The organism is Methylophilus sp. QUAN, assembly GCF_015354445.1.
Taxonomy (GTDB): Bacteria; Pseudomonadota; Gammaproteobacteria; order Burkholderiales; family Methylophilaceae; genus Methylophilus.
Genome location: NZ_JADKYT010000002.1, coordinates 35,525 through 52,675, shown reverse-complemented (window position 1 = coordinate 52,675; position 17,151 = coordinate 35,525). Strand labels below are relative to the sequence as shown.

Genomic DNA, 17,151 nt, shown 5'->3' with positions numbered 1-17,151 from the left:
CAGGTTTACTGTATCGATTACAGGCTAAACACCATCAGGCCACCACCCATTTGTGTGTGGTTTTGCAGTTCTTTGAACGCACCAACCGCACCCAAACCAGCACTTGGGTCTGTCAGGTCAAACACCAGACCAACACCTGGCCAGCCACCAACACCGTACATGCTGCCGACGTATTGTTTGCCTTTGAAGGAATAAGTCATAGGAGATCCGATACCACCGGATGGCATCTTGAAGTTCCACAACTCTTTACCGTCTTTGTTATCCAAAGCCTTCAGGTAACCATCCAGTGTTGCGTACCAAACCAGACCGCCTTTGGTGTACAAAGTACCGCCCCAAGCTGCGAATTTCTCCCACTTGGTCCATTTGGCTTTACCAGTAGTCAGGTCAAATGCACGGATCTGACCCATTTCTTTCTTGGTTGGGCCGTTAGGACCAGGGTACATCGCCAGTGTGGCACCGACGAAGAACTGACCTGCACGGTATGGCAGCATGAACGGCTCCCAATCCATACAAATGTGGTTCAGGCCAGCGTACAGCGTACGGCTTTCCGGATCGTAGGAGTCAACACCCTGATTGTGGAAACCCATCGCTGATGGACAAATGTTGGTCCCTTTGTGGTCCATACGGGTTGCGAACTCAGGATCACGTACTGGTGTCCCTGTTTTCAGATCAACCTTTTTGAACACGTTGACAGCTGGATCCACTTTTTCAGCAACGATCAGGTTGCCGTTTTCGCGGTTCAGTGTGTACAAGATACCGTTACGGTCGATATGGCTCAGCAGCGGCGTCATTTTGCCGTTCACCGGCTGATCGGTCAGCACCATCTGGTTCACACCAGCGAAGTCCCACTCATCGTGAGGCGTCTTTTGGTAACCCCATCTAGCCATACCGGTGTCCAGGTCACGACCCCAAATAGTCATAGTCCACTTGTTGTCGCCAGGACGCATGGTTTCGTTCCATGGTGCCGGGTTGCCTGAGCCGTAGTAGAACAGGTTCAATTTAGGATCGTAGGCATACCAACCCCAGTTGGTACCGCCACCAATTTTCCAGGCATCGCCTTCCCAGGTTTTCGTACCCAGACCGAATTGACCGTAATGTGGATTGTCTTTGTTGAAGTCTTTGCCCAGACGAACTGACTCATCAGAACCTGTCGCGAATGCACGCCATTTCAACTCACCGGTTTTCAGGTCGAAGGCATTGACCGCACCACGTACACCCAGCTCGGCACCTGAACAACCCATCAATACCGTGTCTTTAGCCACGAAAGGCGCTTGTGTCAGTGTTGAGCCCACTTTAGGATCACAGACTTCCACTTCCCAGTTGATTTTGCCGGTTTTGGCATCCAATGCCAGCAAATGACCATTGGCTTGTTTTTTCACGATTTGGCCAGCACCATAAGCCAGACCACGGTCAACCACGTCACAGCACATCACTGCTTTGGTTGAAGCGTCTTGCTTAGGCTTGTGTTGCCAAACAATTTTGCCTGGATCGTTCAGATTCAAAGCGTAAGTGTTGTTTGGGAACGCAGAGTGGATGTACATCATGTCACCAATGACCAATGGCGCACCTTCGTGACCATTCAATACACCAGTAGAAAATGACCACGCTGCTTTGACATTTTTAACGTTGGACTTGTTGATTTGCGCCAACGGGCTGTTGTGCTGACTGTAGTAGCCGCCCGTTGCAATTGGCCAGGCACCAGCAGTATTCACCGCCTTGTCCAAGTCTGCATCTGCCAGGGCCAAGCCGGACACGCTTGCAAACAAGCCTCCGACTAACGCGCCCAGAATGGCACGAGATGTTGTTACTTTCATAGGATCTCCTAATCTTTTGAGAATGCGTTTTACGTGGTGTCGTAGGCATCCCCCCGAATGCCTCAGTGCACGACCGAAATTGTTAATAATTTGTAACATTGGCAATAGATGAAAGATTCCCTTTGATGGATTCAAGAATTCATCCTCTTAAACCAGCCAACAACGGGAATCTTTCACGGGGTACTGGCGCATGATGTGGTCTATAGTGGCGCAGGTTCACACTAGGCGGGAGCAAGTTGGCTGTCGCGATGTAGCTTCACAGCGTTTGGTCACTCAGTCATGCATTCTTATCAACGATCTATGCCAGTTATTACTGCTCTACATAAACTCGGCAAACTCAGCCGGGCCAGTCAGGACACGCTCATTGTGATGACGGGCGTGGTGCTGACGTTTGTCTGTTCATCAGAGTTTGACCTGGCCGAGCACGTCAACGCCTGGTTACTGACCTATGAATATGCGCAGCTGGATGAGGTCCCGCTCACCTTGTTTGTATTTGTGTTATTGAGCGTCTGGTTTAGCCAGCGCCGCATGCGGGAAATTCATGCCGAAATCCAGCACAGAAAACGCACAGAAGCCCAATTAAGCAGCAGCCAGCAACTGTATAAAACCTTGTTCGATGGCGACCTGACCGGCAATGTGGTGCTGGATATTGACGGTAATATTGGCATGCACAATCGCGCCTTTGACCGCATCTGCCGCCCACTAGATGATGATAAAAGTGCCTGCGCCCTGTTTTCATTTGATTGGCCAACCTTTGTCTCGCAACTGCAATATCACCAGGAACTCAATTTCAACAAGCTGCAAATCCGGCGGCCAGATAGCCTGCCCTGCTATGTGGGTGCGCGCTTTGTGTATGTGCCGTCAGCGGAACGCAAGCCGGCACAAATCCACGGCTACCTGGTCGACATGACCGAGCAATGCCTGGTGGAGCTCGACTTGGAACGTACCTTGAAAGAGAATCGTGTGCTGGCACGCCACGCCATGCAGATGCAAGAGCAAGAACGCAAATATATTGCCAGCGAGATTCATGATGAAACCGGCCAATATTTGACGGCCATCCGCATGGATGCGCTGACCCTGCAAAAAAGCGACCCCGATCAGGCACATGTGATTGCGGTCAGAATCGCCTCCAACACCCAGCATGTGCAGCAATCCATACGTGCGTTGATTAAGCACTTGCGGCCACCAGCGCTGGACTCACTTGGCCTGATTGGCGCGGTGGAGCGCCTGGTGAATGACTGGAAAAAACTCAATCCGGCTGTCGATTGCCATCTCGCGCTGGACACCAGCGAACAGACATTAAACGAAGACACCAATATCGTCGCCTTCAGGGTGGTGCAAGAGGCACTCACCAACATTGCCCGCCACGCCCAGGCCAGTGAAGTATGGATAGATATCCATATCATCAAGCGCCAGGACAAAGCCATGCTGCAAATTGAAATCCGTGATAACGGCAAAGGCATGGACACCACACAAGCAACTGAAGGCGTCGGCCTGGTCGGTATGCGCGAGCGTATCGAGTCACTGCAAGGCAGTTTCAAACTCATGAGCGGCTTGCAGGCAGGCACCCTGATTACCGGCCTGCTGCCACTTAACACCAGCAAGCAGACACCCTCTGCTGCATCCCTTATCGTCTAACCCGGGAGTAAACAACGATGCAACCCTTTAAATTACTCAGCCTGATGGCACTGATGATGCCTCTAACTTTGTCTGCAAAAGACCTGCTCACGGAAGAACAACCTTTTTTGCAGGCCTATAGTGGCCAGTCGCGCCAGTTTGTAGAGGAACAACTGGGCAAACCGGTTAAAAAAGAAATGGCAGTGAAACCACATAATGCAGACCAGATTTTGCAGCAACAGCAGCAGGCGGCTCCTGGCGCTGGCGAGCAGATCGAAATGTGGTATTACCGTGGCAAGATTCAATATGCGCCAACCAAGTTTTTTAATACCGCTGAGCTCACCTTTGCCAACGACAAATGCGTGAACATCACCTTTGCCAATAAAAAATAAGGCGCACGTAGACCCATGGCAAAAGTAATGATCGCAGACGACCATGCCATGCTCAGGCAAGGCTTGCGCACCATGCTGGAACAAGCCAACCATCAAGTCTCGGCAGATGCGTTGAGTGGTGAAGAGGCCTGCCTGCTGGTAGAAAAGAATCACCCTGACCTGCTGATTCTGGACCTGGATATGCCGGGCATCGGTGGCCTGGAAACCCTGAAGCGCATTTTGCATCGCAAACCGCAGATGCGCGTGCTCATATTCAGCATGCACGATGACTGTATTTACGCCACGCGCGCCATCCAGGCGGGTGCGCGCGGCTATGTGACCAAAACAGAGCCGCCAGAAGTGGTGCTGGAAGCCGTGCAGAAAATCCTCAAAGGCGGACGCTACATTAACAACGAGTTGGCGCAAAGCTTATCCATGTACCATCTGGAGAGCCAGGAAAACCCGATCCAGAAACTGTCGCCACGCGAATTTGAAGTCTTTCGCCGCATTGCCCAGGGAGAGGCGCTGGCTGCCATCGCCAAAGGCATGCATATCGGCTATAAAACGGTGGCCAACATCCAGACCAGCGTACGGCAAAAACTGGGGGTGGAAACCACCGGCCAGGTGGTCCACATCGCGGTACGCTTCGGCATCATCAAAGGCCTGTAACGGCGAAGTTTATTATGATTGCCATCATTGCCCGCAAAGAACTGCGCAGCCTGTTTGCCACCCCCATGGGCTGGCTGATCCTGGCGATTGTCCAGGCCATTGTCGGCACTTATTACAGCCTGAGTTTTAATCAATACTTCGAAATCATGCACAGTGCGCAATGGCAGGTGCAACGCATAGGCATTACCCAGTTTATGGCAGAAGGCGTGTTTGGCGTCGCCGCAGTGTTGATGCTGTTTGTCGTGCCCCTGGTCACCATGAAGCTGATCAGTGAAGAGCGCAAAAACCAGACCATGGCTTTGCTGATGAGCGCTCCGTTAAGCATGAGCGAGCTCATTTTAGGCAAGCTGCTGGGCATTGTCATTTACCTGAGCCTGCTGATTTTAAGCATGCTGCTCATGATCGCCATGCTGTTGCCCTGGGCCGAAATCGACCTGCCTTACCTGCTGACGCATGCCTTGGGGCTATGGTTGCTAGTGGTGGCCAGCAGCGCACTGGGACTCTATGTGTCCTGCCTGACAGCACAGCCGATACTGGCGGCTTTTTGTAGTCTGACAGCGCTAAGCATCTGCCTGCTGCTGGACAAGTTTTTTAGTGACGACCGCCAGGCGCTGTTTCATGACCTGTCACTGATGCAGCATTACCGCCAATTTGCCCTGGGCATGCTCAATAGTTACGACGTGCTGTTTTTTGTGCTGTTTGCCGTGTTTTTCATCCTGCTTTCTATTCGTCGCTTAGATGCTGACCGACTCTATGGCTAAATCCAACGCGGCATCACGCCTCTCTTTCGCCTTAACGGCTCACTGGTGGCAACACCGCCTGGTGGTGCCTGCCTTACTACTGCTCACGCTGTCACTAGGCGCGCTTGCCTGGCAATGCCATATCATGGTCGATACCACGCACAATCACCGCAATACCTTGTCTGCGGCCAGCATCCAGGTGTTGCAACACTTACCAGGCACCATTGAAATCACCGCGTTTTGCAGCAATAGCCCTTACAAAGGACGTTACTTCAGAAAGTCCATCACTTCGTTGCTACAGCGTTATCAATACCTGCATGCAGACTTACGTGTGCAATTTATTGACCCAGCCACGGCACCGACCCTGGCACGCGAGCAGCAGATCAAAAAAGAAGGCGAAATGATCATCCGCTATCGCGGCCAGGAAAAGCGCATGTATTTGCCATACACCGAAGAAGCGTTTACCAATGTATTGCTACAATTACAGCATGGTGAACGCGCGCCCCTATTATTTGCCGGCGGACAGGGTGAAACCGCACTGGACAATACCTCTGTCAGTGGCGGCAGCCAATTGGCCCAGGCCATGCAAGCGGCCGGGTTACAGGTATTGGCAAACACCGCGCTAACCACGGTAGTAGCGAGCAAGGACAAACCATTGCCGACCCTGGTCCTGGCCGGGGCTACCCGTGCTTACACACCAGCCCAGGCAGCCACCATCCAGGCGCACCTTGCTCAGGGCGGCAACCTAGTTTGGCTGGTGGACTCGGCACAAACACAAGGCCTGCAAGCGCTAGCTGAAGGGTTAGGCCTCAATATCAGCCCAGGCATAGTCATAGATCCAGCCAATCGCCAGTTTGATATTCCGCTGCATGCCTTAAGTACACAGCACTATGCCGCACAAGGCCCCACGCAAGACTTTGCCCTACGCACCTTTTTTGATGAAGCGCATGCCATCCAGCGCCTGCGACAACCGAATGACACATGGCGTACGCTGCCGCTGGTGGCCGCGGCAGAACATGGCTGGGCCAGCACACGTTACCGCCCTGGGCAGTCGACAACACCACCGGTGTTTCATCCTGAGACGGATATCCAAGGCCCAGCCACCGTCATGCTGGCCCTGGAAAAAAACTTGGCGACTGGTGAGCGGCAACGCATTCTGATCATTGGCAGTCGCCAGTTCTTTACCAATAGCCAGTTAGAGCGCGGCGGCAATCTGGCACTGAGTATGCAAAGCCTGCAATGGGTGGTCAATAACCAGCCCAGCGTGAGTTTAGCTGTCACGCCATTGCGAGACAGCGTGATTGCGCTGCCTGCCAAACAGACCTGGCTAATCTTATTATTTAATGGCTTTCAATTTGGCCTGCCAGCCTTATTGTTATGGGCAGGCTGGCTTAGCTGGCGCAGAAAGCAACGTGTTTAAATGAATAGCGTTGTTCAATAAAAAACCCCGGCATTACCGGGGTTTTTAACGAGGTCAGCGGCTGATTACAAGCCTGACAGGCCTTTTTCAATCGCTTGATTATGATGCGCTGGCTGCTCTGTGGTTTCAGACACAGGGGCAGCCACCGCTGACTCTGGCTTAGCCTCAGCAGGTGCGGCTGGCACTGTCGGTGCAGTTGTCGCGCTACTATCCAGGGTCAGTTTGGAAAAGTCGCCATAAAACTCTACTTTGGCATCTTTACGCAAGGCAGACACTTCGTTTTTAATCACCGTTTGTTGATTAGAATTTACCAGAAACTGCTGAATCACCGGCTTGGCTTTTTCCAGGTCCACTGGCTGACGATCCACCTTGGCCAGGAACAACAAGACCAACGCTTGTGGGCTTTTCACTACCAGCGTATCGCCCGCTTTCAGGCTGTTTAACTTTTTCAACAACTCCAGCGGTAATTGCTCAGCGGCCTTACGGCTGGCATTGGCACTGAAAATGTAGTTATTGTCTTTTAACCACTTGGCCAGATCATCTGCTGTTTTGGCAGCACCAATACCAGCTTCAATCTCGCTGGCATGCTCCGTACCGTCTTTCACGGCAAATTCCTGGATCACATAGACGTTACGCTCACTGAACAATTCAGGATGCGTATCGTAAAACTTCTTGATGTCATCAGCGGAAGGCGTCGCTTGTTTGGCCGCCAGCTTTTGCATATAGGCTTGTGCCAATACCTGCTGCTTGGTCGCTTCCAATACTTGCAATACATTTGGATCACGGTCCAGCTTTTCATCCACAGACTTCTGCTTGAGCAACTCCAGGTCAACCATTTGTTGCAATACTTTTTCAGACGCAGCCTTGACTTGTGACTGATCCAGCTTACCCAGTTTGGACAAGGCAAAATTCAATTGATGCACGGTAATTTCACTACCGTTCACTTTGGCCACAACTTGTGACCCAGCTTTGGCAGCGTCATCATGTTTACTGCAGCCGGCCATCACCAGCATCAGTGCTGGCACAATTAATGCGATTTTTTTCATCATCACCCTTTAATATTTTGGTATTTTTTTGTGTTTGATTGCGACAGGTCGCCAAACTAATTACGGCCTCCCTCAGGCCTGTCTTTAGCAGTCATTGTCAAAATTCTCAAAACACATGCTAACACACTCTTGTTACCAATATTGCCAGTGACCAGTGTACATCACCCAGAGTCCGAGTACAGCATTGGTGGTCACGTGGGCAAGGATTGATACCCAGAGCACCTGGAAATGACGGTATAACCAGGCATATACCAGTCCTGCCAACAGCCCGGCAAGCCAGAGCTGATGTTCCACTGCAAATAATACGCTACTTACTGCAATTGCATAAGCCGTCACAGTAGCAGGCGCAACCGCCATAAAGTCAGCACTATCCAGCCGTCGCATGACATAAGACCGCCAAAACAGCTCTTCGATCACGGGCACCACCAGCGCCGAGCCACTCCAGCGACAAATTAACCAGAATATATCTGCATGAGTTTGCGTGGGCATCGCCACGACTGGGCTGGCACCATGCCCGCCTAGCCAGACTGGATAAGGCGCAATCCACAGCAGGAAGACCAGCCAACCAGCCAACAGTGCGGCTAGAGCCTGGTTAAAGGTAGGCGTGACGCGCAGCTCGAGATAGTCACGGCGGAAATACAATAATAGCCACAAGGCACATACACTGCGCAGCAGATAGGTTGGTTCGGCGCCTAGACCCAGCCAGGTCAAGGCCGCGGCCAGCCACGGTTCTGCCGCCAACAGCAGGATGAATCCGGCAAACGGGTAAATGCGGGCACATTCATGCCGGGTAAACCAGGAGCTTAATAACGCAGTCATGATGCCAGCCGATCCTCAAAAGCCTGCCACAGGCGAAAATGCTCAGGGCGCTGCTATTGTATCAACTTTATTTTCCAGTAGCTGCGTCTGCTTGCCCTGTAAAATATTTTCCAGCTCTACGCGTTTGAGCTGGAAAAAAGGCTCTGCCCGCAAAAATCGCTGATACGCCCCCGCATCCGCGTACAAATTCACCAGGTCGTGGCCATAACTATACAAGCGGCTGTTTTTCTCTTCACAGGCCACCAGTTGCTGGTGAGTGTTACTCACTTTGGTCACCAGGCCCTTACGCTGGCCATCATTGGTCGCCAAGTCGGCCTTAGCCACCTTGAGCTGTTGCTCGGTGGTTTCCAGGCGTTGCGCCTGCTCGGCCAGTTGCGCCTGCAATTGCTGCACCTGCGCCGACAATGCGTCCTTTTCCTGGCTTAACTTCTGCTTATCGGACTCCAGTTGCTGATTACGCCTGACTTGGCCCTGCAGTTTGGCTGAATGCGCTTTTTGCGAACTCTGCGCCTCGCCCAGGGCTTGTGACAAGCCTTGTTTCTCCTGCTCAAACTGGGCCTGCATGGCCGATTTCTCGGTCTCCAGGTCCTGCTTCATTTTCTGCATCAAGATGGCCGCACGCTTGGCGGCTTTATCCTGCTTTTCGGCAGCTAGACTGTGGGTGGCGTAGCCTACCATCAAACAAGCACCTACCAAGAGAGACAAAATGGTTTTCATGCTATTCCTTTAGAACCTGCCATTAAAGTCGACAAAGAACGTATCGACAGAGAATGGCAAACCAGAAATTTCGTCTGCACTGACATATCTTGAAGACAGCCAGGCATTTTTGCCTACCCCGTATTGCGCCCCGACATAAAAGCCTTTGGCATCGGTGCCACCAAGACGGAAGTTTGAATCAGTGAAACCATCCAGCATGGCATCCGCTTCCAGGCGACGGTAGCCACCAAACACTTGCCAGTCATGCAGTTTCTTGATCATGGGGTGACCGACCATCAGGGAGAGCTCATAGCCCTCATTTTCTTTTCTGTATGTGTTGCCAGTACGACGCTGAATTTCTTTCTCGTCAAAGCCGATGTTTTGCACATAAGCACCATGCAAGATCACATGCACAGGATCAAATACCGCCAGATCAACTTCACCAGTGAAGTTAATCAACTGGAACTGGGAAGCCAATCCGCATAGACCGTTCGTAGAACCACATAAAGCACCATTGGTCGTGCCATCATTAAGACTGAATGTGTGGTTGCCTTTTTGGCGCCACAATGGCACGGTACCTGCATACTTAAGGCTATCATTGACCGGATTGCGCTGACCTTCTACATTTTTAAAGTCGTAGTAAGCGACGCCCAATTTTACTTTGCTATCGTTGCTGGCCGTCCACTCAATACCGCCCTGCGCTGCATATAACCATTTGTCACCGGCCTTATTGGTATTAGAGCTTTCCACCTCTTCAATCGGGAATGCACCCACTGAGGAGAACAGTTTCCAATGTCTGTTAATAGCCGGGTTCGCCCGTGCCACAAATCCATCAAATGCCAGGTCAGGATCCCAGAGCAAATCAGTGCCAAACACCTGATTGCCGGTAAAAAACGGGTTAGCAAATCGCCCGCCAGTCAAAGTCAGCCAGTCATACGGCTTAGCCTCAAGAAAAGCGCGGTCCAGCCCGAACACAAATTTTCCTTGGGAAAAACCCTCAGTCTGGTTAGGCGTCACTGGCGTTTGCAACATGCCTGTGGTGAAACGGATACCGCCGTCCAGCCAGTCGTTAATATGGATATTCGCGCCAAAGAATGCACGTACACGCTGACGCTCACGGTCTTCGGTTGAGTTATTGACAACCATATTCTGTACTTCGTTATTCAGGCTGCCTGGAATGGCATTGCTATCGCCAAACATATCTTGCTGGTAGCGTAAACGCAGTGCACCAGTCCACTCGATGCGGTCTATCCACTCTGGAATGCCTAATCGTTCACCCGCTTTGTAATTGAGCTTTTTCATCACATCCTGCTCAATTTCAGCACGCATTTCATTTTTAACGTGTTCAGGGACATATTGCACACGAATAGCCTTGGACTGACCAGCTACCGCCTGCTCCACTGGCTGTGGGCTCTGGGCAGCTAAAGCCTCAGCCTCTTCTTTGGCTTTCTGTCTGGCCTGTTGAGCCTGCTGCAATAAGGTATCCGCCTTTTCCTTGGACAACACCCCCTCTTGCACCAGCAACTCAATCAAACTCATGGTGGTTGCCCGCACTTCCTCCAGTGACTCGCGTTCACCCGCACTTATACTTGCTGATTGTGTACCAAACAGACTGGCCACCACCAAAGGAATCATCCAGTTTTTTGCTTTAATATTCATTCTCTTTCCCTAATTACTAAGCGCGTTTACCGCGTTGCCTGTCGCATTTTTAAGACATATTTTTTGAAGCCATGCGTACGACGACTTTTCTTGGCATATCCTCAGGCGCAGACTCCTTCAATGGAGGAATCCTGCTCAACACCTTGCGAATCAAGGCATCCACTTCCGCATCGCCGCTGGTATCAATCAGTTCGGCATGATCAATATCTCCCTGCGCATTTAAGAACACCCTGACATCGACCTGATACTTGACCTTGTTCAGTCCACTTTCAGCGTCAAGCGCCTTTTTAATCTGCGCATCGACCTTGTTGGTGAACCAGGCGAATGCCGCCATATTTTTCTTGCCACCAATTTTTGGGCCAGTGGTGACATCGCCACCTTTGTACTCGTTGTTCACCGCACCAGCTCCAAAAGGGCTTGGTCCATCTCCAGCAGCACCTTCCATCTTCAGGTTCTCTGCAGGTGGAGCTTCAACCGGTTTAGGCTCTGGCTCTTTTGGGGCTTCCTTAGGCTGTTCTTTCGGCGTTTCCTTAGGCGGCTCTTTTGGCGGCGGGGGTGGTGGAGGCGGCGGGGTATCCGGCAACAACTTCACCGTGGTGATTTGCTTTTTATGCGCTGGGCCACCTGACAATAACTTTTTAATGCCATAGCCTATGCCTGCCAGCACAACCAACACCAGCAATGCAATCACAATGCGTGTCGTCCATAAGCGCGTGGCAGAGACAGGGGTTTCTTCTGCCACGGCATCCATTTCATGCAATGCCATGCTTATGTCCCGATCTTGCCGGTCACCAGGCCGACATTTTCAATTTGCAGGCGATTGACCAGGTCAATCACGCCGATGACCCCGGCATAAGGCGCTTGCGCCTGACCTTTGATCATGACGTTGAATTTCGGGTCCATGGCCTTGGCCTGGTTAAGCTGGGTTTCCAGCTCGGCCATGCTCACACCAACACCATTAATGGTCAGCGTGCCGCCCTGTTGCACCTGCACGATCTTGATATCGTGTTTTTCGGTACTCGGTTTGTTAGATGGCTTGGGCAGATTCATGGTCAGACCCTGCACGCCAGCGGTAGTCATCAGGATAAAAATCACCAGTAACACATAAGCTAAATCCAGCATCGGCGTGATATTGATGGTGTCGTAAGGTTGAGCGTCGTTTTGTACCTGCATGGTTTACTCCACCACTTTCTTGGTCACCAGGCCAACTTCGGTAATGTCCAGCCGCTTACAGATTTCCAGCACTTCAGACACCTTTTCATAATGTGCCGCGGCATCGCCTTTAAGCACCACCGGCAACTCAGGGTTGCTGCTTTTATATTCAGCCAGACGTTGCTCCAGTTGCGCCATATCCACCGGAAAAGCATCCAGGTAAACACTGCCGTCACTGGTCACGGTGATCGCGCGCATTTGCGGTTTGGCCAGCGCGGCGGAGTTCACGGTATGCGGCATATCGACTTTAACGCCTTGCACAGAGGCCGTGGTCATGATGATAAAAATCACCAGCAATACGTACGCCAGGTCCAGCATGGGCGTAATATTGATTTCATCGTAGAGCTGGTTCTCTTCCTTGACGCCTTCTGACATCTCGCTGCCTTATTCCTTACCGTACAGTTCAGCGGTACGGGTAATGAATTCATCGACAAAAATCTGCATGGCGATGGTGATATTCTTGACGCGGCTAGCCAGGTAGTTGTAACCAAACAGGGCCGGAATCGCCACGCCCAAGCCTGCCACGGTCGCTAGCAGAGCTGCCGCAATACCCGGCGCAATCGCGTTGACGTTAACGTCACCCGCCGCCGCAATCGCAGCAAAGGTGATCATCACACCGACTACGGTACCCAGCAGGCCGAGGAAAGGCCCCCCGGAAATTGCGATGGTGAGTAATACCATCATGCTGTTCAGGCGTTGGGTTTCACGTACCTGGTCGGCATCGACGGCTGCCTTAATGGCATCAATCGACGCGCCGCTCAATTCAACTTTGCCTTCATGTTCACGTTTTTTAATCTCACGCAAACCGGCTTTATACAAACCGAACAGGTTGGAGTTGGCATAGGTGCCGGTTTTATCCAGGTCCAGCAAATCCTTGGCAGAAGCCTGCTGGAAGCGCTTGAGGAACAAGGCGTTATCTTTATCCGTACGGACCACCAAACGGGCTTTGCTCACCATGACCCAGACACTGATGGCGAACATCACCGCCAGGATCGCGATCACCACTTTGGCATCCACGGTCAGGCTGTCGATCAGGATGCCCATGTAGTTGGCTTCGCCACCCTCGCCCTCTTCTTCAGCGTCGGCTGCCGTCACTTTGACGATACTGGCATCTGCTCCTTGTGATTGCGCCACCAGTGCCAACCAGGCCGCGCTACGGGCAGTGGCTGCCAGTTGTAACTCGTCCACCTCTGCGTTCAGATTTTGACCCAGCGTGAAGCCAGCTGCGGCCTGCGCATCGCTGGCAGCAACCTGGCCTGCAACTTGGCCATTGACATAAACCATGGCCTGGCCGCCCTGGAACACCAGCGCAATGTGTTGCCATTGACCCGCTTTTAACTCGCCGCCTGATGTGCTGGCAGCACCTGCTTGCAATGCCAAAGCACTGCCGTCGAGTTTCAATGTGACGTTACCGCTTTTAAAAATCTCGGCGGTTTGCGGCAAACTGGCCGGTTTTAACCACACCGACCAGGTGCTGCCATTGGCCAGCGCAGGGGCTGCTGGCAAGGTAATGGTCAGAGGGCTATTGTTGAGTGTGGCGCTTTCGGCAATCAGACCGGCCTTTTGCACCGTTGCATTACCACTCGCAGTCAGCTGGCTAGGGCCACTATCTTTAAGCAAAGCATTGTCTGAAAACGCAAACCGCGCCAGCAGGGCCGGGTCGTTCAAAGCTTGTGCATCGCTGGCGGCCTTGGCACTTTCGTTACCGGTATATAAGCTGATCGCCAGTTCTTTATTAGCGGCAGACACTTGCGGCAATACCACCCAGGCCACAGCCAGCTCATTCACCGCATCGTATTTTTCAAGTGAGAATTTGAGTTCCGTTTTATCATCTGCGGCGATAAAACGCAGGTCTGCGCCATCTACATTGGCACCGGTGAAATCAAAGTTGCCAGAATGCAGGCGTACCAGTACCGGTGCCTGATTCACAGCCTCTTTAATATTGGCGGTTTCTATCGTAATTTTTTGTTGTGTCGCCCAATCTGCATTCCATGCTGCCATGACTGTCGTAGACAGGCTGAGCCCTAATAATCCAAGCAATAAACCAAGTGTTTTCTTCATAGCTTCGCTGACGAGTTAATTCGAGCAGCAAGTCTATAGAGCGAATGTTGCAGACAAATTAAGATCGGACTAGTCGGACTATTTATTTCTGACACACACTTTTTGGGCAGGATGACAGGCAACAAAAAAGCCCGGCGAACCGGGCTTTGTCGTGCATTGTACACGTGGATAGTCTTAAGATTGGCGGCGGGCAGCGATCAAGCCAATCAGGCCCAAACCAGCCAGGATCAGGCCGGATTGTGTCGGCTCTGGCACTGCTGCAGCATAGGCCAGACTACCGGTGCCAGACAGGCCCAGCGCCGTGTCATAAGCAAAGAAAGCATCTGAAGTATCGGCATAACCGGCAATCAGGCTAAAACCAATGGCTGGGCTGTTTGAGTCCACAGACCACTCCAGACCTGTAAACACGCCGTCCTGAAACACAGCCGTGGCATCGGCCAAGGCTGGTGTACCCAGGTTAAACAGGCTGCCACCAAAGTTGAAATTCAAAGTACTCAGATTGATCAGCTCAGTGCCTGATGCCAGCAAACCAGCATCGTCAAAGCTGAACTGGCCCTGGTAGCTGGTGCCGTTGTAATAACCTGACTCGACCTGGCCTGCAAACTGCAGGGATTGAATGGCCGCCTGGGCGGGCATCACCACAGCCAACAAGGCCACTAGCGTGATTTTTTTCATGAATGTGTTCATTGCAAAATTCCTTTAGTAAACATTAAAGTATGAAATCTCTGGCTGGCGACACTTGTTTCGCGGTCAAGCCTTTGAGAGTCACTAATGATTTGGCGGCTGCCGGGCCTGCGGCACCGTCAGTATCGACCATCACCTGTACGCCACCCGTTACATCAACTAAGCTCAGGTAACCGCCAGTGAGTGCTGTATTGGCAGAGATCCCCAGTGAAGACAGCAAGACCGTCAGCTGTAACTTGTCGGCATAAGGCGTGAAGTCAGTGATGGTGTCACCAGCGTCGCGCATGCTGCTATACACAAACACATCGTTGCCAGCACCACCGGTCAGCGTATCCACACCCAGACCACCGTTGATAATGTCATCACCGGCCGTGCCCACCAGCACATCGCGGCTGGCTGTACCAGTGCGCGTCACGCCAGGCGTGGTCGTTGCAATGGCCAGGTCAATCAGGCGGCCGCCTTTGTCATACTGATTTTCCAGGCCGTACATATTGCTGGTGATTTCATCACCATCTGCATTGCTCAAGCGACCCAGGCCACCTTCAGCTTTAGGCGATTGAATATAATTCGCCAGTGCCTCCTGATAGGTGATGGTGAACGGACTATCTTCAAACACCACGGCATTGGCGGCGAACGGGAAACCATCACCACCAGCGGCAGTAAAGTCTATCGTGGTGAACGAGAAGGTACGGCTATTGTTCACAACGACACCGTTATCAATCAGCACCGTGCCATCATCCAGCACCACGCGTTGAATACGGTTGCCCGTGCCCTGCGTGGTTCTGGCGGTGTTACGGCTGTCATACACCACTTGCATGCCCGAGATTTGCGGATAACGGCCATTGGCACGACCGGTCGGGCTGGTATCGCCATAACCGTGTTCCAGCAGGTCTTTCAGCTGCGTGGCATTGACTTCTGGTGCGCGTTTGACCAGGTTGGTAAATGGCAGCACATTAAAGGTATCGCCGATAGACACATTACCCACTGTCGCGATATTGGTACGAATACCGCCACCATTCTGGATCGCTACCTCGGTTTTGCCAGCAAAGCGCATTGCATCAGCCACCAGGTTGCCCAGGCCAGTTTCCGCGTTACGTACGCCTGCCACAAACGTACAAGGCAGCGCGGCACACGTGGTGTGGGTCGGGCCATTCAATTTCACGGCCGTGGTGCCGATGATTTGTGCGTTCAAGGCAGAAATGTAGTTAAGCACTGGCGTGATCACTTGCGTTTGAATCGTCGCATCGCCATTCACGCGGTCTGCATCGGCAGTCGCACCGCTGACACGCATCATTTTGCTGGATTCGATCGCAACAAAAGTACCGTTGGCATCATCAATCGTGAAGTTCACCTGGCCGACATAACGGTTACCAAAATGGCTGGTGAGTACCGGCACGGTACGGCCATGCGCATCCGTGGCATTCACCGGGTGAGAGGTGTAAGTCGCGGCGACACCACCATTGATCAGGGCATCATCAGGGTCCACCATTAACTCATGGCCACCACCGGACAACACCAGGTCCACGCCTGTCAACGCCGGCACCACGACACTGATTTCATTGGCCGCATTTTGCAAATGGCTCATCAGGATAACGGTCGTCACGCCTTGCTCACTACGCAGGCGGTTCACTTCTGCCTGAATCAGCGGGATCAGGGCTTGCAGGTTTTGTGCTTCGGTATTGCTAGCCTCGTAACCAATCACATTCACCGCACCAGGGGAGGAGATATTCGGCAACAATGGTGTTGTTGCACCCACCAGGCCGATTTTATGACCTGCAGTGGTGGTGATGACTTTGGAAGGCGCCGCTTTACCGCTGGCTTTCAGTGCGCTGAATTCAGCCGTAGCATTGAAATTCAGGTTGCTGGAAAGATAGGTGCTGCCAGAGACTTTGGCAAAACGCGCAGCCACTTGCGGGCCCAGGTCAAACTCGTGGTTACCAAACACCATGGCGTCAAAACCGATTTGGCGCAAGGCAATCGCATCGTAAAAATCCTGGCCGCCATCGGTGTAGCTATTGGCCAAATTGTTCAGGCTGGCGGTAAAACGCGGGCCAGGCAAGAATGCATCACCAGCATTCAACTTCAGTACAGTGCGGCCTTGGCTGGTCGCTGCGGTTTCTGCATTTTTAATCACAGACGCTAGGCGGTCGATGCCACCATAAAAAGAAATGGCCTGACCAGCGTTATCGCGCAGGTTACCTTGTGCAGACAGCAACCAGCTTTCCTGGTCGCCCACGTGTAACACCGTCACACCCTCAGCCCAGGCAGCACCGGCAGTCAATGCCAGTGCCACGCAAGCGGTTAATTGTTTCAGTTTAAACATTACATTCTCCATGTCGTGCC

The 17,151-nt window shown here is 52.3% G+C and carries 16 protein-coding genes; 5 read left to right on the top strand and 11 right to left on the bottom strand.

Features of this window, described 5'->3' with window-relative positions; genetic code table 11:
- Window positions 1-17: 17 nt before the first annotated feature.
- Entirely contained in the window at window positions 18-1,814 is a 1,797-nt protein-coding gene (locus INP79_RS08925; RefSeq protein WP_194753964.1) for a methanol/ethanol family PQQ-dependent dehydrogenase, read from the bottom strand.
- Between the two features lie 300 nt (window positions 1,815-2,114).
- On the opposite strand from INP79_RS08925, the gene INP79_RS08920 reads away from it, so the two are divergent.
- From INP79_RS08920 to INP79_RS08900, 5 genes are read left to right on the top strand one after another with little or no spacing between them, the layout of a single operon-like run.
- Window positions 2,115-3,452 carry a histidine kinase gene (locus INP79_RS08920; RefSeq protein ID WP_194753963.1) on the top strand — a complete coding sequence of 446 codons (1,338 nt, stop codon included), beginning with the start codon at window positions 2,115-2,117 and terminating at the stop codon, window positions 3,450-3,452.
- A gap of 17 nt (window positions 3,453-3,469) precedes the next feature.
- Entirely contained in the window at window positions 3,470-3,823 is a 354-nt protein-coding gene (locus INP79_RS08915; protein WP_194753962.1) for a hypothetical protein, read from the top strand.
- A 15-nt stretch (window positions 3,824-3,838) separates the two neighbouring features.
- A complete protein-coding gene (locus tag INP79_RS08910; RefSeq protein WP_019915176.1) occupies window positions 3,839-4,471 on the top strand; it encodes a response regulator transcription factor in 633 nt (210 codons plus the stop codon).
- Between the two features lie 14 nt (window positions 4,472-4,485).
- Window positions 4,486-5,232 (top strand): ABC transporter permease, encoded by a 747-nt coding sequence (locus INP79_RS08905; protein ID WP_194753961.1) that lies wholly within the window; start codon window positions 4,486-4,488, stop codon window positions 5,230-5,232.
- Window positions 5,225-6,631, top strand: a complete 1,407-nt coding sequence (locus tag INP79_RS08900; RefSeq protein WP_228519838.1) for a DUF4350 domain-containing protein — start codon at window positions 5,225-5,227, stop codon at window positions 6,629-6,631. The genes INP79_RS08905 and INP79_RS08900 overlap by 8 nt, the downstream gene beginning before the upstream one ends.
- Window positions 6,632-6,696: 65 nt before the next feature.
- On the opposite strand, the gene INP79_RS08895 is transcribed toward INP79_RS08900, so the two are convergent.
- From INP79_RS08895 to INP79_RS08850, 10 genes are all read right to left on the bottom strand, one after another.
- On the bottom strand, window positions 6,697-7,680 hold the full coding sequence (locus INP79_RS08895; protein WP_228519837.1) for an EpsD family peptidyl-prolyl cis-trans isomerase: 984 nt from the start codon (window positions 7,678-7,680) through the stop codon (window positions 6,697-6,699).
- Window positions 7,681-7,809: 129 nt separating this feature from the next.
- Window positions 7,810-8,496, bottom strand: a complete 687-nt coding sequence (locus tag INP79_RS08890; protein ID WP_194753959.1) for a CAAX prenyl protease-related protein — start codon at window positions 8,494-8,496, stop codon at window positions 7,810-7,812.
- Between the two features lie 42 nt (window positions 8,497-8,538).
- Window positions 8,539-9,213: a hypothetical protein gene (locus tag INP79_RS08885; RefSeq protein WP_194753958.1), complete on the bottom strand. Its 675-nt coding sequence runs from the start codon at window positions 9,211-9,213 to the stop codon at window positions 8,539-8,541.
- 9 nt (window positions 9,214-9,222) lie between these two features.
- Window positions 9,223-10,851, bottom strand: coding sequence for a putative porin (locus INP79_RS08880; protein WP_194753957.1), 1,629 nt, complete (start codon window positions 10,849-10,851; stop codon window positions 9,223-9,225).
- A gap of 49 nt (window positions 10,852-10,900) precedes the next feature.
- On the bottom strand, window positions 10,901-11,617 hold the full coding sequence (locus INP79_RS08875; protein WP_194753956.1) for a TonB C-terminal domain-containing protein: 717 nt from the start codon (window positions 11,615-11,617) through the stop codon (window positions 10,901-10,903).
- A gap of 2 nt (window positions 11,618-11,619) precedes the next feature.
- Window positions 11,620-12,024, bottom strand: a complete 405-nt coding sequence (locus tag INP79_RS08870) for a biopolymer transporter ExbD (protein ID WP_019883050.1) — start codon at window positions 12,022-12,024, stop codon at window positions 11,620-11,622.
- 3 nt (window positions 12,025-12,027) lie between these two features.
- The gene (locus tag INP79_RS08865; protein ID WP_019883051.1) at window positions 12,028-12,438 is read right to left on the bottom strand and encodes a biopolymer transporter ExbD; all 411 of its coding nucleotides are present in this window, start codon (window positions 12,436-12,438) and stop codon (window positions 12,028-12,030) included.
- A gap of 9 nt (window positions 12,439-12,447) precedes the next feature.
- A complete protein-coding gene (locus tag INP79_RS08860; protein WP_194753955.1) occupies window positions 12,448-14,124 on the bottom strand; it encodes a DUF2341 domain-containing protein in 1,677 nt (558 codons plus the stop codon).
- 174 nt (window positions 14,125-14,298) lie between these two features.
- On the bottom strand, window positions 14,299-14,811 hold the full coding sequence (locus INP79_RS08855; protein WP_194753954.1) for a PEP-CTERM sorting domain-containing protein: 513 nt from the start codon (window positions 14,809-14,811) through the stop codon (window positions 14,299-14,301).
- A gap of 22 nt (window positions 14,812-14,833) precedes the next feature.
- Window positions 14,834-17,131: a 5'-nucleotidase C-terminal domain-containing protein gene (locus INP79_RS08850; protein ID WP_194753953.1), complete on the bottom strand. Its 2,298-nt coding sequence runs from the start codon at window positions 17,129-17,131 to the stop codon at window positions 14,834-14,836.
- Window positions 17,132-17,151: the final 20 nt, after the last annotated feature.

Bases quoted from the DNA above. Each gene is read 5' to 3' on its own strand.
- INP79_RS08865 (WP_019883051.1), bottom strand. From the start codon at position 12,438: ATGTCAGAAGGCGTCAAGGAAGAGAACCAGCTCTACGATGAAATCAAT.
- INP79_RS08870 (WP_019883050.1), bottom strand. From the start codon at position 12,024: ATGCAGGTACAAAACGACGCTCAACCTTACGACACCATCAATATCACG.
- INP79_RS08910 (WP_019915176.1), top strand. From the start codon at position 3,839: ATGGCAAAAGTAATGATCGCAGACGACCATGCCATGCTCAGGCAAGGC.
- INP79_RS08855 (WP_194753954.1), bottom strand. From the start codon at position 14,811: ATGAACACATTCATGAAAAAAATCACGCTAGTGGCCTTGTTGGCTGTG.
- INP79_RS08885 (WP_194753958.1), bottom strand. From the start codon at position 9,213: ATGAAAACCATTTTGTCTCTCTTGGTAGGTGCTTGTTTGATGGTAGGC.
- INP79_RS08880 (WP_194753957.1), bottom strand. From the start codon at position 10,851: ATGAATATTAAAGCAAAAAACTGGATGATTCCTTTGGTGGTGGCCAGT.
- INP79_RS08875 (WP_194753956.1), bottom strand. From the start codon at position 11,617: ATGGCATTGCATGAAATGGATGCCGTGGCAGAAGAAACCCCTGTCTCT.
- INP79_RS08860 (WP_194753955.1), bottom strand. From the start codon at position 14,124: ATGAAGAAAACACTTGGTTTATTGCTTGGATTATTAGGGCTCAGCCTG.
- INP79_RS08905 (WP_194753961.1), top strand. From the start codon at position 4,486: ATGATTGCCATCATTGCCCGCAAAGAACTGCGCAGCCTGTTTGCCACC.
- INP79_RS08900 (WP_228519838.1), top strand. From the start codon at position 5,225: ATGGCTAAATCCAACGCGGCATCACGCCTCTCTTTCGCCTTAACGGCT.
- INP79_RS08920 (WP_194753963.1), top strand. From the start codon at position 2,115: ATGCCAGTTATTACTGCTCTACATAAACTCGGCAAACTCAGCCGGGCC.
- INP79_RS08850 (WP_194753953.1), bottom strand. From the start codon at position 17,131: ATGTTTAAACTGAAACAATTAACCGCTTGCGTGGCACTGGCATTGACT.
- INP79_RS08915 (WP_194753962.1), top strand. From the start codon at position 3,470: ATGCAACCCTTTAAATTACTCAGCCTGATGGCACTGATGATGCCTCTA.
- INP79_RS08925 (WP_194753964.1), bottom strand. From the start codon at position 1,814: ATGAAAGTAACAACATCTCGTGCCATTCTGGGCGCGTTAGTCGGAGGC.
- INP79_RS08895 (WP_228519837.1), bottom strand. From the start codon at position 7,680: ATGATGAAAAAAATCGCATTAATTGTGCCAGCACTGATGCTGGTGATG.
- INP79_RS08890 (WP_194753959.1), bottom strand. From the start codon at position 8,496: ATGACTGCGTTATTAAGCTCCTGGTTTACCCGGCATGAATGTGCCCGC.